The sequence below is a fragment of the Vibrio cyclitrophicus genome, from assembly GCF_024347435.1.
GTDB lineage: Bacteria > Pseudomonadota > Gammaproteobacteria > Enterobacterales > Vibrionaceae > Vibrio > Vibrio cyclitrophicus.
Map to the genome: position 1 here is coordinate 2253352 of NZ_AP025480.1, position 14755 is coordinate 2268106.

Consider the following 14755-nt stretch of genomic DNA (forward strand, 5'->3'; position numbering starts at 1 on the left):
GGATTGGTATATCTACCAATCCCTCGTAAGCGCTCCATAAACCCCGCCTTCTAATCGCCTAACACGAATAATAAGATCAAGTCTCCAACCATGAGGAGATTTGAAATGGGAAAACGACACACTAAACAAGAATGGCAAACGCTTATCGAACAATCTGAATCGAGTTCATTGTCAACGATCGCATTCTGTAAGCTCAATGAACTCAATCCCTCAACGTTTTATGCTAAGCGCCAACAACTCAAAAAAGCGGATGTATCTCAAGGCTTTGTCCGAGCAGAGGTCGTCGAAAAGACAACGAAATACCAAGTTCAAATAGCAACCGCTAACATGACCCTTCTCGTCAATGATGTTGAGCTGAGTATTCCTCAAGGCACGCCTGCAACCTACCTAGCAGAGCTCATCGGGGCGCTGTCATGAAACGCATGCTGAGCGCACCAGACATTTATCTGTATCGTGAGAGCGTCGATTTTAGAAAGTCCATCAATGGCCTCGCTGCAATTATCGAAAGTGACACCGATTTACCCTTGGGGAGTGGCGCACTGTTCCTGTTCACCAACAAACAGCGCGACAAAATCAAAGTGTTGTACTGGGATAAAACAGGCTTCGCCCTGTGGTATAAGCGCCTCGAAAAAGCCAAGTACAAGTGGCCATCAAAAGAGAAAAATCAGGTATTTACCTTGACTCAATTTGAGCTTGATAGGCTGCTTTCTGGCTTCACAATTATCGGCCATAAACCTGTCACAATAAACGATTTTACAATGACTTAAACGATAATAAAGCCTTATCCACCAAGCGTTAACGGCACGATTTTAGTATAATCAATGTCATGAAAAAGACACTAAATATCGACCCAGAAAGTCAAGATATTGCCGAGCTACAAGCGATGGTGAAAGCACTGATGCTCTCGAATAAGCAGAAGGAATCACAATGGCAACAAGAGCGTCAATCGCTGCTTGAACAACTCAAGCTTGCCTTCGACCGTCAATTCGCGAAACGCTCGGAGGCGTTAAAGCCTTACGATGAATCTCAAGGAGATCTCTTCAACGAAGTGGAATGTGAAGCCGCTAAGGAAGAAGAGGTTGAGGTCACGACCACGACCATAACGAAGAAGCGTGGTAAACGTAAACCACTTCCAACGACCTTGCCTCGAGAGGTTATCGAACTCGATTTAGACGACCATGAAAAGCAGTGTTCATGCTGCAATCATAACCTACATAAAATCGGCGAAGACCGCAGTGAGAAATTAGAGTTCACACCAGCAGTGCTTAAAGTGCTGGAATATGTCCGCCCTAAATATGCGTGCCGCGAGTGCGAGAAAACAAAAGACAATAGCCGCATCGTTCAAAAGCCAGCCCCGCAGAGTCTTATCCCTAAGAGCTTCGCGACAGAAAGCTTGCTTGCCAATATCATTCTGGGTAAATACCAATACGCGATGCCACTTTATCGGCAAGAGTCGCTGTTTAATCAGTCGGGTATCGAGCTATCACGCACCACCATGGCAAGGTGGATTATCCAAGTCAGTGAGAAGTTCGAACCTTTATATGAAGCGCTGAAAGACCATCTTCTTCAACAAGTAGTGGTTCAAGCGGATGAAACGCCGCTTAATGTGCTCAAAGAAGAGAAACAGTGTTACATGTGGCTCTACTGCTCGGGCGCCGACTCACCCGAAGCCGCACTACCGAATATGAAAAATATCGCCTTGTACGACTACCAAAACAGTCGAGCGAGGGTGTGCCCTATTGCCTTTTTAGGCAGCTACAACGGTTATCTACAAACCGATGGCTACGCGGCTTATGATGGACTTCATCAAGTGACAAATGTGGGGTGCTTAGCTCATGCTCGGCGAAAGTTCATGGACGCTAAGAAGCTTCAAGGCAAAGGTAAGTCGGGCAAGGCCGATAAGGCGCTGGCTAAAATCCAAAAACTCTACGGGATAGAATCACGTTTAAAAGGTGCGTCTGTCGAAGAAAGAAAAGCAGAGCGTCAAGCGTATGCCAAACCGATACTGGATGAACTTTACGAATGGATGACGACCCAGAAAGTGATAGGCTCTAGTGCACTAGGTAAAGCGATAAAATATACGCTCGGACAATGGCCAAAGCTCATTCGTTATATCGACGATGGTCACTTATCTATCGATAATAATCGCGCTGAACGCGCAATTAAACCGCTGGTCATTGGCAGAAAAAATTGGTTGTTCTCTGACGCACCAAACGGTGCTGGTTCGAGCGCGATGCTTTACAGCATCGTCGAGACCGCGAAAGCCAACGGACTTATCCTCTACGACTATCTGGTCAAGTGCATGAAAGAGTTGGCGAAAGCAGAGCCTGATATCGACGCACTCCTACCTTGGAACTTCAAACATTAGCAATATCGCCCCGTGGGTTCATGGGGCGGATACAATCCCTCTCCCAAACTCTCTTAATACTTACAAGCTTTCAATTGCATTTTGAACCGCAGGGCCAATCTGGCGCTTACGTGAAGTGACGCCTTCCAAAGTTAACATATCGCTTGTTGGTTCAGCGTTGAAAGCCGATTTGATGACTTGATAATCGCTTTCGTCTACCCACAATAGGTTAGCTTCTTTGTTCTTGGTGTCTGTGATTGAGAAGAACAGGTGGTCTAAGCCGTTCTCTTCTTTATAAGACTTCATAGCCGCCAAAAGCTCGTCTTTGCGGTCAATCAGTTGTTGAGCGGTTAGTGTTTCAGCAACGCCGATGCCCACCTGTTTGCCACCGTATTTAAAGTTTTTGTAATCCAGCGTCAGAATGGTTTCAGAAGTAAGATGGCTGAGATCCGATTTAGCAATCAACATCTGTTGTCCGAAATCTTCGACATCAGGAATACCTGCAATTTTTGCCAGTTTCTCTGCGTATTCACGATCGTGTTCAGTGGTGGTTGATGATTGGAATACCACAGTATCAGAAAGAATCGCGCCTAAGCCGACACAAGCAAGGTGTTTAGGTAAGGTCACATCAAGCTTTTCAGCGTTGTCAGCCGAACCCCAACCTCGAATATCCATCTCGACAATTTGTGGCGTATTAATCGGTGAGCCACCAATCGCATGGTGATCGACCACAGCAACAATAGATGATTGATCGATGGTTGGCGCTAATTGAGTCACTTGGTTAAAGTCCACCTGCCCTACTCGGTATGAAGAGTAATCTGACTCTACTCGTGGTGATTCTGCATTACAGTAGTTCAAGATAAACGTTGATTCAGGGTTGATTGGCTCAGGCACTGTCGCTGTACCACCATAGATATGAGCCGCGAGCATTGCAGACATTACCGTGTCGCTATCTGGGCTAAGGTGCCCCGTCCATACGAGATCTTCACTGTTTTCATTGGCTGATTGTTGCAAGCTAAAAGCAAAACTTGCTGAACTGAAAGACATGATTACGGCGGTAACGACAGGTGTTAGCTTCACGGGTATTTCCTTATTTGGATTTGTTTCAGAACCCCATAAGCTAGCCATTAAAATTTTCAGAACCGTGTCAGCGATGTTTCAGATTTACTTCAGTAAGTAACGAAATGTAATTCGCCTCTCATTAGGTTTACCCAAAAAAAAGGATCAGTATCTCTACCAATCCTTTGAGTTTCACAAGCCAGTTCAGGCTAAGAGGCAATTAATGTTTGTACCTAAAGGTATTGCTATCATCAACAATCTCGATTTTGACAGGTACGGTTCCTTGCTTAACATTGCCGATTCTTGCAAATGCCTTGTGCGAAAGGTCGATAACCCGGCCTTTGACATAAGGGCCTCGATCATTAATTTTCACATCAACAGACTTATTATTGACTGTATTGGTCACTCTCACAATAGTCCCGAAAGGTAAGGTTTTATGAGCCGCAGTATTCGCATTCATATTGTATGTCTCACCACTTGCTGTGAGCCTTCCATGGAATTTATCGCCATACCAAGAAGCTTTACCAGCAAGAGCATGTGACTCGGCATATTCCTTTGTTTTAGAACTGCCGACAGCCGATGTTGAGGTGCATCCGGCTAATATCATAAGAATAAAAGCGGTAAAGATAATATGTAATTTTTTCATGTGATTTAGGTGCGCTAATTTCTGCATGTTCTCTGTTTTCGTTGTTTTTGGTTCAGCTGTATACGTCTGAGTATAGTCGCTAATCAGTCAAGGCTTCCATTCGGTATGACTTACCAATATTTTCATGTACTACGATTTATTCCGTCATATTCGTGAAAGGTTTTATCGTCAAACCGTCAATTTTAACAACGTCTTAAATTGGATGATTTCTCGAATTTGTTTATGATATCGATGATACAGTTCGTCCATGTCCTCATCAGAATCAGCACATTTGATCTTTTAGGTGATTAAAACCAAGCATCATTGAATTGACGAGATCATCGTTGATGTTTCTACGAAGTTACCTTGGATGGTATCGCCAGCGTCTACGAGGATAATGTTGATTGCTCTGTGCGGGTATTCCCCACTTTAGTGGCTATTTGGCTTAATCTGCCACGAGTGTTGAGTTTATTTGACGCGTAACCCCATGCCATAAATGACCATGGATATCTGAAGAAGTATCGTGACATCGTGAATATCACCATCGCGGTAAAGGCAGGAAAGGTAAGAGAAAGTAGAATTGCATTTACCTTATAGGTGTTGTCAATTTGAAGTTTAACTAAAATCTTATGCACGATTTATGTGACTTGACGATTAACGTTACCGTTAAAAGGAGGCGCTAAATTGCACCTCTTCTTAAAAATCAGAGTCATATAGTGAAACGAAAGCTTACTTTATTTGGAACAAAGAGCTTAACGTTCGTCCTTACTTATAATCTGCTTAACGATATCACCCATATTATCACTCAAGACATCTGGCACCGAATAATGTGGATTATATGGCGCGCCGGATCGATCAATATAAGCGGCTTTTAAACCAGCACTGAGCGCACCATGCGTATCCCAATCATGAGTTGCAACTAATCGAGCCTGAGCAGGTTTTATTTGTAGTTGTTGCAACGCATATTGGTAAGCTGATTTCGCGGGCTTAAAAGTATTAGCTTGCTCGACAGAAATTGTATTATCGAAATAGTCGAGTAAACCCGAAAAGGACAACTGAGATTTAAGAAGCTCCGATGAAGAGTTGGACAACGCAACCAACTGATAGCCAGCTTGTCTTAATTCAATCATCGCGGGCTTAATGTCATCATGAGCAGGCAAGCAAGCAAATGTGCTCAAAATATCTTGGTAGCCCTCATCAGAGATTGTTTTACCTAAACGACCCACGATCGACTGTAAGGCTGATAATGCAAGGCTTTTGAAATCACTGGAGGTGTCAGTAACTAAGCAAACGGTGGATGAATGCAATAACATCGAGAACCAGGTACTCATATGACTCTCATCTCCAAGATATTGACGAAACTTAGGTTTAAGTATGCGCAAATCAAGCACCGTTTCATTTATATCGAACAGAATGGTTTGTGTAGGCATAGTGTGTTCCTCATCGTTATTTTCAGTGGTTAATGCAAGCCGTTCTTTAGATAACTAAACGCTCGAATAAACAAACAATAACAGGCGATGTTTTGACCTGAGTATTGAGTTGAGAGATCTCACAGTACAATTTGATAGCCAAGTTGGCAAAAAACCAACCAATTTAGCGATGGTGAGAGCGGCCTCGGTCGTATCATTGGTTTACAAAAGAGAATCAAAACAGCTAAAGAAAAGCCAAAAGAAGCTATACAATACTCGGGTTGCGAGATCGCAGCATAGAATATTCATTCACAGAAAACCTGAAAGCAGCCACCTATGTCTAAAGACTTCGATTTCACTACAGAATACACCCTCGATAAACCCTTTTTTGCGGAGTGTTATGATCAAACTAGCCTTCCTGCTAAATTTCCGAAAGCCTATTTGAAAGGCATACTTTTTCTTATTTTCGGTGTGGTTTTATTAGAATTTGAGCTATTGCCCAACGGTTATGTTGGTTGGTTCTTTATTGTTTTAAGTGTTATTGAAGCGTTCAGTGTTTATTGCAAGCGAACCTGGTGGTTATGGCGACAAACCATCAGCTCGGGTTCTGGCAGCAAGGTAGTATTTCAGGTTGATTCTAAAGGTGTGAGTTATAAAAACGTTAAAAACACCCGTAGCATTACCTGGAGTGAAATCGACCAGCTTCAACAAACGGATTTAGGGTTTATTCTTCACATAGGTAAACAGCGCCAATATGTGAGCAAGTCTTGCTTAAATGATGAAGTGATCACCTTCATGCTACAGCAACACGCAGCATCCAAAGTGAACTAACGTATATACACATAAAAATTTAAACATACTCAAAATACGAAAAGGATTGGTATTGCTACCAATCCTTTTCGTTACCTATTTATTAGATAACAGCTTTTACTTTCTAAAAGCTCTCAATTGCCTTTTGGACAGCAGGACCAATCTGACGTTTACGTGAGGTAACGCCCTTTGGAATTAACCTGTCATTTTTCTAAGGTTTCCCCAGTAAAATTAAATAGAGCCATGTATAGCAGTATTCGGCTCTGTTTAAGATTATAAAAGCCATTTCCCATCAAAACAGTTACGCTTTACTGGCTTGTACCGAATTCGTAAGCGGTTTTGTTTTAGTGTCTGGCACTAAAGACATCAGCCCTGTAATTACAAGTGCGGCAATACCCGACATGGTCACTGGCGAGCCAAATATGCTTTGCACTAACTTAGGAGCTTCTTTCAATAAGTCCGGCACAAGCATGACCCCTAGTCCCAAACCTAGTGAGATAGCAATCGTCATGATTCTTCGGCGATCCAGCTTCTCATTAGCAATAATTTTGATGCCAGCAGCGGCAACCGTACCAAACATCACCAATGTAGCTCCGCCTAATACTGGCTTTGGAATTGTCATTAATACCGAACCTAAGATAGGAAAAAGCCCTAATAGGAAAAGGATAGCCGCGATAAAGTAGCCGATGTATCGGCTCGCTATTCCCGTAAAATGAATCACACCATTGTTCTGGCTGAAAGTCGTATTCGGAAAAGTATTGAAAACAGCGGCGATAAGCGAATTCACGCCATCAGCTAGCACACCTGCCTTTAGTCGATTGATATATTTAGGCCCTTTAACAGGCTGTCCTGAGAACATGCTATTGGCGGTAAGGTCACCTGTCGTTTCAATAACGGTGATTAAGTAGATAAAAGCAATCGGGAGAAATGCTTGCCAATCGAAAGCGAAACCATATTTAAATGGGACAGGGATACTCAATAAAGGTTGAGAAGCAAAGGTTACCATTGAAGCCTTACCCATCAAAATAGCCACGCACCAACCAACAACCAACCCGACTAAAATTGATGACAACCTTACCATAGTGCTGTTACTAAGGTTAAGTGCAACTATGGTTCCGAGAACGATAGCACCTAGCATCAGGTTACTTGCAGACCCAAAATCTTCTGCACCAACACCACCAGCAATATCAGTAACACCGACCTTGATCAGAGAGATACCAATCGTCGTGATAACGATTCCGGTGACAACAGGAGTGATAACCACCTTCAGTTTTTCGATAAAACGCGATAGTAGGATCTCGACAAACGCACCAAAGAAACAAACTCCGAAGATAGTTGCAAGCATTTCATCTGGACCACCTCCATTCGCTTTCACTAGAAAGCCTGCCCCTAGAACTGACCCTAAGAATGCAAAGCTAGTCCCTTGGACACAAATCATTCCAGCACCAACAGGGCCAATTTTTTTCGCTTGTATGAATGTACCTACACCAGACACCATCAGTGCCATGCTGATCAAATAAGGAATGTGTTCACCTAACCCTAAAACGCCGCCAATAATGAGTGTGGGTGTGATAATTCCAACAAAGCTTGCTAAAACGTGTTGCAACGCCGCGTAACTGGCTGCTTTGACGGATGGTCGGTCATCCAATCCGTAAATCAATTCACTGTTATGTTCCATGTGATTCCCTTAATGTATTTTTTATTGTATACAATTTACATAAAGACAATAGAGCAACATATATGCCAATGGTTTAACATTATATTTATCAATCGGTTAAGTTTCATCTCTAGCCATTGCTGCACTACAGAGCAACACTGTCGGCTTGTTTTAGTGCAAACGGAGACCACGAAGCACTCCTTTGATATGGTTTATCCATCACCTCTAACTCAATATCGCAGACACAAAAAAAGGATTGGTATCTCTACCAATCCTCTTTAGGGGGTGTTTCGTTTTTCTGCCTTATAACAGGCAGGTAACGCGATTACTCGTAATCAGTCGCGTACGTGTCTTCGTATGTGTGCGAGTAGAATTCGAATAGGTTGCCAAACGGGTCTTCTAGGTAAACCATTTGCGCTTGTTTTAGTTCGTCTTCTGGGTGGTAACGCATGATGTCCATACGAACCTTACCGCCAAACTCTTCAACGCGCTTAATCGCTGAATGAAACTGCTCTTTTGGAAGCTGTAGACAGAAGTGGAAGATGCCTAGGCGAGAGAAGTCTACTTCGTGACGCTCTTGACGATCTTTCATTTCGAACAGCTCAACACCGATACCATCAGATGTTACTAGGTGTGCAATGTTGAAGCCTTTGAAGCCTTCGCCAAATACTGCGATACACATACGTCCGATTGCTGATTCACGCTCTTCCATAACCTTAGTGTTGTTCATTACGATTCTTAGACCCAGAGCCTTAGTGTAAAACTCGACTGCTTTGTCCATGTCGCCAACCATGATGCCTACGTGATTCATTTTCATAACTTGCTCCAAATTCGTTTTTAATTCTGTGCTTTCCGAAGAGTAGCTTCGGTGTTTCGTTTCGATGGAGAGAGTATATGGAGATGCGAAGATTAACTGAAATTATCATAAATTATATTAATGATAATTTTTTGTTATTTACAAATTTAGCATCAAATCCCAACTCACTTAAAGAAGCCATACCTGCCCTGCCTACTTACCTACTTAGATACATAGATACATAGATACATAGAGGCTTACGTGAATAGAGATAAGCCGAAATAAAGAACAACCTAAAGAGCATAGCTACCCAAATAGAACGTAGCCCTAGTTTGATAACTTTTATCGATAGCTTTTGTCGATAGCTCTCTTCTTACGAAGATAGGATTTGCCTATTGAATCTATAGAAATGTCCGATTTCACTAATTTTCGGTGCGAATGCAATATATCTACATCGACGCGGGATAGCGTTAAACACTACAAATTAGAAAGAGAGTCAAATCATGATCAACACAGAAATCAAACCATTCAACGCTACAGCATTCAAAAACGGCGAATTCGTAGAAATCACAGAGCAAGACGTTAAAGGTAAGTGGGCTGTATTCTTCTTCTACCCAGCAGATTTCACGTTTGTATGTCCAACTGAGCTAGTTGACCTACAAGACAAATACGCAGAGCTTCAATCTCGTGGCGTAGAAGTTTTCTCAGTATCAACTGACACACACTTCTCTCACAAAGCATGGCACGATACTTCTGACAAAATCGGCACTATCGAATACTTCATGGTAGGCGACCAAACGGGCAACATCACAAATAACTTCAACGTAATGCGTGAAGGTCAAGGCCTTGCAGACCGTGCAACTTTCCTAATCGACCCTGAAGGCGTTATCCAAGCAATGGAAATCACCGCTGAAGGTATCGGTCGTGACGCTGAAGACCTACTACGCAAGGTTAAAGCAGCACAATACGTAGCCGCTCACCCAGGTGAAGTTTGCCCAGCTAAATGGAAAGAAGGTGAAGAGACTCTAGCGCCATCTCTAGACCTAGTAGGTAAAATTTAATCTAAGCCTAGCTAACAAGAATAGCTAAAAAGAACAAATAAAACGGTTCTACAGGCGCGCTTCGGCCTCCCTCCTAAAGGGCAGTTGCGCGCCACCCTTTCAAACCATCAACACCACAATATTTGCCGACTTGCGCCCCTTTTTTATTTTCCTTTTTCAGCAAGAAGGTATTGGTCAATACCAAAACACAGAATTAAGAGCAGGCACGATTATGTTAGATCAAGCAATGAAGCAGCAGCTAAAAGCATACCTAGAAAACCTAAAAACCAATGTTCAGTTAGTGCTGAGCCTTGATAACAGCGATACCGCAAACAAACTTCAAGACCTAGCGAATGATATCGCCTCTCTCACTGACAAAATTGAAGTAATTCGAAATGATAGCGCAAGCACTCGCAGCCCTATCATGCAGGTGGTGAACCAAGAGAAAGGTACAGCGATTGGCTTCGCAGGTTTACCGATGGGTCACGAGTTCACCTCACTGGTACTGGCACTGCTTCATAGTGGTGGTCACCCTATCAAGCTTGAAGCTGACGTAATCGAGCAAGTAAAAGAATTAGATCAAGAGCTTAATGTCGAGATTTTCATCTCGCTATCATGCCAAAACTGTCCAGAAGTAGTTCAAGCGTTCAACATGATGTCGGCGATTAATCCTCTGATTAAGACAACCATGATCGACGGCGCAGCATTTCAAGACGAAGTGAAGTCTCGCGACATCATGGCAGTACCGAGCGTATTCATTAACGGTGAGCTATTTGGTCAAGGCCGTATGTCACTGGCTGAAATATTGAACAAAGTCGATTCAGGCGCAGCAGAAAAGAAAGCGGCAAACCTAAACCAACAAGCACCGTTTGATGTATTGGTTGTAGGCGGCGGCCCTGCGGGTTCTTCAGCGGCAATTTATGCGGCACGTAAAGGCATTCGCACTGGTGTTGTTGCTGACCGATTCGGTGGTCAAGTGATGGATACCATGGCGATTGAGAACTTTATCTCAGTAAAAGCAACCACCGGTCCTAAGTTAGTCGCAAGCTTAGAAGAGCACGTAAAAGAGTACGGTGTTGAGGTAATGACTGAGCAGCGTGCAGCGAACATCATCGCAGCAGAAGACACAGAAGACGGTTACATCCATATTGAGTTAGAAAGCGGTGCAACACTGCGAGCTCGTACGGTGATCACCAGTACTGGTGCGCGCTGGCGTGAAATGAACGTTCCGGGTGAGCAAGAGTACCGCAATAAAGGTGTCGCTTACTGCCCACACTGTGACGGTCCTTTGTTCAAAGGTAAGAAAACAGCGGTTATTGGTGGCGGTAACTCAGGTATCGAAGCGGCGATTGACTTGGCTGGTCTCGTTGAACACGTAACCGTACTTGAATTTGCAGACACACTACGTGCTGACCAAGTGCTTATAGACAAAGCGAACACGACACCGAACATCGAAATCATCAAAATGGCTCAAACAACACGAGTGGTTGGTGATGGTAATCGAGTAACGGGTCTGGAATACAAAGACCGCAACACCGATGAACTTAAACAGATCGAACTAGCAGGTATCTTTGTTCAAATCGGCCTGATGCCAAACAGTGAATGGTTGAAGGGTTCAAAAGTTGAGCTTTCACCACGCGGTGAAATTGAAATTAACGCTCATGGTGCAACATCAATGAAAGGTGTATTCGCAGCGGGTGATGTAACAACAGTGCCTTACAAACAAATCATCATTGCGATGGGTGAAGGTGCAAAAGCAAGTTTAGGTGCATTTGACCACCTAATCCGTAACTCAGCTCCGGTTAAAGAAGCTGAAACCGCTTAATCTTTTAAGCAAACATTCCTTAAAACGTTCTTGTTAACTTACTAATTATTGTTAACCACTTAGTCGATTTTTAGACACCACTCCTATGGATTTAGGAGTGGTTTTTTTATTTGTAATTTATGCGGGTTGATAAAGCATGAAAGCAACCACCAGAGCGAGACTTCCGCCCAAGCAACGGTTCACAAACATCATCTGTTTTGGTGATTGCAGTAACTTTTTAAGCATGGTGCCGCAATACGCCCACACCAACATGCACGGTACGCCCGTGATCACCATACCAGCAATAATCGTCACCACTTGAATCAGGTAGTCTGCGTTCGGAGTGATGAACTGTGAAAACACGGTTAATGACGCTATCCAACCTTTAGGGTTTAACACCTGCACCAATACGCCAGACATAAAGCCCGAGCGATTGTCGACAGTGCTTTCTTCGATTTGCATGTTCGCAATCGACCACGCCATGAATAGCAAATAAGCCGCGCCTGCGTATTTCAAAATGTTGTACAGTTCTGGATAAAGGGTGAATAGGCTCACTAAACCGACACTGGAACCCGCCAGTACGATGATGATGCCAACAGCGTTTCCAGATATAAAAGGTAAAGTCGCAGCAAATCCATAACGACTTGAAATCCCAAGTAATGCGATATTGCCTGCCCCAGGTGTAATTGCAATGGATGTTGAAAATAGCAAGAACGCCAGCATTAATTGAGAGCTCATTTCCTCTCACTCCTAATAAGTAAAGTATTTATACGGAGAGAGTTTACAGATTCAACTAGAAATTAAATTGCTATATAGGCTAATATCAATGCAAATTTGAGCAAGACTTTTCAAAAAAAGCCATGAAACAGAAAGAATCCACCAAAGAAGTATTAGATGATACTGATATCGCCATCTTAGAACATATCCAACAAGACGGACGCATGAGCAACAGTAAGCTCGCTGAGAAGGTTAACCTCAGCGAAACCCCATGCTGGCGCCGTTGGAAACGCATGGAAGAGACAGGCTATATCGATGGTTATGCCGCCAAACTCAATCGCAAGAAGTTAGGTTTGCATGTAGCAGGCTTTACCTTAGTTACACTGGGCAACCATGAAGTTGAGAATACCGAGCCGTTCGAAGAGTTTGTTGCTGTAACCGATTGGATTCCTATGTGCCATTGTATTGCCGGCGGTGCCGATTATATGGTGCAAGTATTGGCTAAAGATTTAGAAGAGTACTTTGAGCGTATTAGCTCGATCAGGCGAGTCAAAGGTGTGAGTGCGATTCAATCGAATATCTCGGTTAAAGAGTTGAAAAACAGCTATAAGCTCCCTCTTGGAGAATAATCTTGCTCTCAGTTAATAAGCAGTCGTCTTGCAACAAAAAATGATACTTAAAAGCCCAGCCACCTTAAAATCTTAAAATCTTAAAATCTTAAAATCTAACGATGCTGGGCTTTGATATTGAGCCTAATTGATCTGTTTGATAGCTACTCACATGGCGCTGCAAGGTGAATTAGGGCAAGGCCACCGAGTGAGGTTTCTCGGTATTTCTTGTTCATGTCTTTGCCCGTTTGATACATGGTCGCAATAACCTTATCTAACGAGATCAAAGATTTACTATTACGCTTCAAAGCCATGCGTGATGCGTTGATAGCTTTCATCGCGCCCATCGCATTTCGCTCGATACACGGCACTTGAACTAAGCCGCCAATCGGGTCACAGGTCATACCCAACGAATGTTCCATCGCGATTTCCGCCGCGATACAGATCTGCTCGTTACTGCCACCGCGTAGTGCCGTTAATCCCGCAGCCGCCATAGAAGACGACACGCCTACTTCACCTTGGCACCCTACTTCCGCGCCGGAAATGGAAGCGTTGGTTTTGTATAAAATACCAATCGCGCCCGATACGGCTAAAAAGTCTTTTAATTGCTTAGTATCGAGCTCTTTAATAAAGCGATGGTAATACATCAACACGGCAGGAATAACACCCGCCGCCCCATTGGTTGGTGATGTTACCACTTGGCCACCAGCCGCATTTTCTTCACTCACCGCAAAGGCGAACAAGTTAATCCAATCCATGATTTCCATTGGATCGTTTTCAACCGCCGCATTCGCTTCAAGCTTCTTCAACAAGTTTGGAGCACGACGAGTGACGTTCAAGCCACCATCAAGAATGCCCTCAGTTTCAAAGCCTCGTTCCATGCAACGACTCATCACTCGCCAGATTTGATCCGCTTTCTCTAAAATAATGTCAGATCCTTCGAACTGCGCTTCATTTCTTAGAATAATGCCACCCAAGCTCATCAAATCGTTTGAGCCAGACAGAGAGTATCCCAGGGGAAGAGAGGTTTAATATTGTGCTAGTGTGCGTGAGAGACCATTCATTCGTCCACATTAAATTCAATGCCTTTCGCTTTGTCTGAGCTGTAGCTGCATGGCTAGTTGGTAAAAATGAATCAGTACCATGGATGGCAAAGACTTGAGCCCAATACCGTATCTGTCTTGAAGAAATTGATTATTGTTTTGCTAAATCGCGAGATGACGCGCCACCTAAACATTGTTTAGCAATGATACATTTTAACTCTCGGCTATATTTTGACATAAAAAGACCCTCAATAATTGGTGTCCAACTATTGGGGGTCAGTTCAACAAGCAGGCTTTACCTTTTATTCAAATTTTTCAGTCACATAACGCACTCGTTCTTCATAATAGTTAAGCCTGCTTCTAGCGTTTCTGCCCAAGCTCGTTCTACGTTCTCATCATAATGAGGATCGTACTTTTTAACCGTATTGAGCAGCGAATTAAACCATTCGTTTAATTCAATTTCTGAAATGTCCAACCCCAAATCTTTGTGCCTTTTACCCAGTTTCTTGACCGAGTTCCGCACACTTGGCAGACCAGAGGAATTATAAATAAGAATGATCGAGGCCTTAAGCATCTTAGTTTGCTGCTCTAACCCTATCTTTTCAAAACGTTCTGAAAACCTTGGGTTATGCTCGCAGAAGTCTGCCAGAAAGCTTTCCAAGAATTCTTGATCAATCCGGCAACGCTCAAAGCTTTCATAAAACAGTTCATTCGGTTTCATCTAGCAAGTCCTTTGCAATAGTCAGCCAGTCTTTAAAATAACGTGTTAGTTCAGAGCATCATAAACTAACCCTGAACAATCAATATGACTTAATTATACGCCACTGTGGCATAAAGTTA

At 43.2% G+C, this 14755-nt stretch carries 14 protein-coding genes and 3 pseudogenes; 7 read left to right on the forward strand and 10 right to left on the reverse strand.

The window, feature by feature from the left end; genetic code table 11:
• Positions 1-105: 105 nt before the first annotated feature.
• From tnpA to tnpC, 3 genes are read left to right on the forward strand one after another with little or no spacing between them, the layout of a single operon-like run.
• On the forward strand, positions 106-417 hold the full coding sequence (tnpA, locus tag OCW38_RS09850) for an IS66 family insertion sequence element accessory protein TnpA (protein WP_261893878.1): 312 nt from the start codon (positions 106-108) through the stop codon (positions 415-417).
• Positions 414-767, forward strand: a complete 354-nt coding sequence (gene tnpB / locus OCW38_RS09855) for an IS66 family insertion sequence element accessory protein TnpB (RefSeq protein WP_261893880.1) — start codon at positions 414-416, stop codon at positions 765-767. Before tnpA ends, tnpB begins: the two co-directional genes overlap by 4 nt.
• A gap of 59 nt (positions 768-826) precedes the next feature.
• On the forward strand, positions 827-2368 hold the full coding sequence (gene tnpC, locus OCW38_RS09860) for an IS66 family transposase (RefSeq protein WP_261893882.1): 1542 nt from the start codon (positions 827-829) through the stop codon (positions 2366-2368).
• Between the two features lie 60 nt (positions 2369-2428).
• Here the strand turns inward: tnpC and OCW38_RS09865 are convergent, their stop codons facing one another.
• From OCW38_RS09865 to OCW38_RS09880, 4 genes and pseudogenes are all read right to left on the reverse strand, one after another.
• Positions 2429-3427: a manganese-dependent inorganic pyrophosphatase gene (locus OCW38_RS09865; protein ID WP_261893884.1), complete on the reverse strand. Its 999-nt coding sequence runs from the start codon at positions 3425-3427 to the stop codon at positions 2429-2431.
• Positions 3428-3626: 199 nt separating this feature from the next.
• Positions 3627-4079, reverse strand: coding sequence for a septal ring lytic transglycosylase RlpA family protein (locus OCW38_RS09870; RefSeq protein ID WP_010439737.1), 453 nt, complete (start codon positions 4077-4079; stop codon positions 3627-3629).
• 253 nt (positions 4080-4332) lie between these two features.
• Positions 4333-4639, reverse strand: a pseudogene (locus OCW38_RS09875) (bifunctional metallophosphatase/5'-nucleotidase); the annotation flags it as partial.
• 144 nt (positions 4640-4783) lie between these two features.
• Entirely contained in the window at positions 4784-5461 is a 678-nt protein-coding gene (locus OCW38_RS09880) for a haloacid dehalogenase type II (RefSeq protein WP_010439735.1), read from the reverse strand.
• A gap of 315 nt (positions 5462-5776) precedes the next feature.
• Between OCW38_RS09880 and OCW38_RS09885 the strand changes: the two genes are divergently transcribed.
• Positions 5777-6271: a YcxB family protein gene (locus OCW38_RS09885; protein ID WP_016788976.1), complete on the forward strand. Its 495-nt coding sequence runs from the start codon at positions 5777-5779 to the stop codon at positions 6269-6271.
• A 280-nt stretch (positions 6272-6551) separates the two neighbouring features.
• On the opposite strand, the gene OCW38_RS09890 is transcribed toward OCW38_RS09885, so the two are convergent.
• Both OCW38_RS09890 and OCW38_RS09895 read right to left on the reverse strand, forming a co-directional pair.
• Positions 6552-7928, reverse strand: a complete 1377-nt coding sequence (locus tag OCW38_RS09890) for a uracil-xanthine permease family protein (protein WP_016768525.1) — start codon at positions 7926-7928, stop codon at positions 6552-6554.
• Between the two features lie 304 nt (positions 7929-8232).
• Entirely contained in the window at positions 8233-8724 is a 492-nt protein-coding gene (locus OCW38_RS09895) for a VOC family protein (RefSeq protein ID WP_010439712.1), read from the reverse strand.
• Between the two features lie 482 nt (positions 8725-9206).
• On the opposite strand from OCW38_RS09895, the gene ahpC reads away from it, so the two are divergent.
• Both ahpC and ahpF read left to right on the forward strand, forming a co-directional pair.
• Positions 9207-9764 carry an alkyl hydroperoxide reductase subunit C gene (gene ahpC, locus OCW38_RS09900; RefSeq protein ID WP_004736364.1) on the forward strand — a complete coding sequence of 186 codons (558 nt, stop codon included), beginning with the start codon at positions 9207-9209 and terminating at the stop codon, positions 9762-9764.
• Between the two features lie 211 nt (positions 9765-9975).
• Positions 9976-11568 (forward strand): alkyl hydroperoxide reductase subunit F, encoded by a 1593-nt coding sequence (ahpF, locus tag OCW38_RS09905; RefSeq protein ID WP_016785695.1) that lies wholly within the window; start codon positions 9976-9978, stop codon positions 11566-11568.
• Between the two features lie 117 nt (positions 11569-11685).
• Here ahpF and OCW38_RS09910 read toward each other — a convergent pair whose 3' ends face one another.
• The gene (locus OCW38_RS09910) at positions 11686-12285 is read right to left on the reverse strand and encodes a LysE family translocator (protein WP_010439706.1); all 600 of its coding nucleotides are present in this window, start codon (positions 12283-12285) and stop codon (positions 11686-11688) included.
• A 122-nt stretch (positions 12286-12407) separates the two neighbouring features.
• Here OCW38_RS09910 and OCW38_RS09915 point away from each other — a divergent pair, with 122 nt between their 5' ends.
• Positions 12408-12893: an Lrp/AsnC family transcriptional regulator gene (locus OCW38_RS09915; RefSeq protein WP_016768523.1), complete on the forward strand. Its 486-nt coding sequence runs from the start codon at positions 12408-12410 to the stop codon at positions 12891-12893.
• Between the two features lie 143 nt (positions 12894-13036).
• Here OCW38_RS09915 and OCW38_RS09920 read toward each other — a convergent pair.
• The 3 genes and pseudogenes from OCW38_RS09920 to OCW38_RS09925 all read right to left on the reverse strand — a co-directional run.
• Positions 13037-13855: pseudogene (locus OCW38_RS09920) on the reverse strand (L-serine ammonia-lyase); the annotation flags it as partial.
• Positions 13845-14153 (reverse strand): annotated as a pseudogene (locus OCW38_RS22980) (helix-turn-helix domain-containing protein); the annotation flags it as partial. The pseudogenes OCW38_RS09920 and OCW38_RS22980, both read right to left, overlap by 11 nt.
• 81 nt (positions 14154-14234) lie before the next feature.
• Positions 14235-14636 carry a globin family protein gene (locus OCW38_RS09925; RefSeq protein WP_261893889.1) on the reverse strand — a complete coding sequence of 134 codons (402 nt, stop codon included), beginning with the start codon at positions 14634-14636 and terminating at the stop codon, positions 14235-14237.
• Positions 14637-14755 lie beyond the last annotated feature (119 nt).

Excerpts from the sequence above, each read along its gene's own strand:
- tnpA (WP_261893878.1), top strand. The coding sequence starts at position 106 with ATGGGAAAACGACACACTAAACAAGAATGGCAAACGCTTATCGAACAA.
- tnpB (WP_261893880.1), top strand. The coding sequence starts at position 414 with ATGAAACGCATGCTGAGCGCACCAGACATTTATCTGTATCGTGAGAGC.
- tnpC (WP_261893882.1), top strand. The coding sequence starts at position 827 with ATGAAAAAGACACTAAATATCGACCCAGAAAGTCAAGATATTGCCGAG.
- OCW38_RS09870 (WP_010439737.1), bottom strand. The coding sequence starts at position 4,079 with ATGCAGAAATTAGCGCACCTAAATCACATGAAAAAATTACATATTATC.
- OCW38_RS09880 (WP_010439735.1), bottom strand. The coding sequence starts at position 5,461 with ATGCCTACACAAACCATTCTGTTCGATATAAATGAAACGGTGCTTGAT.
- OCW38_RS09885 (WP_016788976.1), top strand. The coding sequence starts at position 5,777 with ATGTCTAAAGACTTCGATTTCACTACAGAATACACCCTCGATAAACCC.
- OCW38_RS09890 (WP_016768525.1), bottom strand. The coding sequence starts at position 7,928 with ATGGAACATAACAGTGAATTGATTTACGGATTGGATGACCGACCATCC.
- OCW38_RS09895 (WP_010439712.1), bottom strand. The coding sequence starts at position 8,724 with ATGAAAATGAATCACGTAGGCATCATGGTTGGCGACATGGACAAAGCA.
- ahpC (WP_004736364.1), top strand. The coding sequence starts at position 9,207 with ATGATCAACACAGAAATCAAACCATTCAACGCTACAGCATTCAAAAAC.
- ahpF (WP_016785695.1), top strand. The coding sequence starts at position 9,976 with ATGTTAGATCAAGCAATGAAGCAGCAGCTAAAAGCATACCTAGAAAAC.
- OCW38_RS09910 (WP_010439706.1), bottom strand. The coding sequence starts at position 12,285 with ATGAGCTCTCAATTAATGCTGGCGTTCTTGCTATTTTCAACATCCATT.
- OCW38_RS09915 (WP_016768523.1), top strand. The coding sequence starts at position 12,408 with ATGAAACAGAAAGAATCCACCAAAGAAGTATTAGATGATACTGATATC.
- OCW38_RS09925 (WP_261893889.1), bottom strand. The coding sequence starts at position 14,636 with ATGAAACCGAATGAACTGTTTTATGAAAGCTTTGAGCGTTGCCGGATT.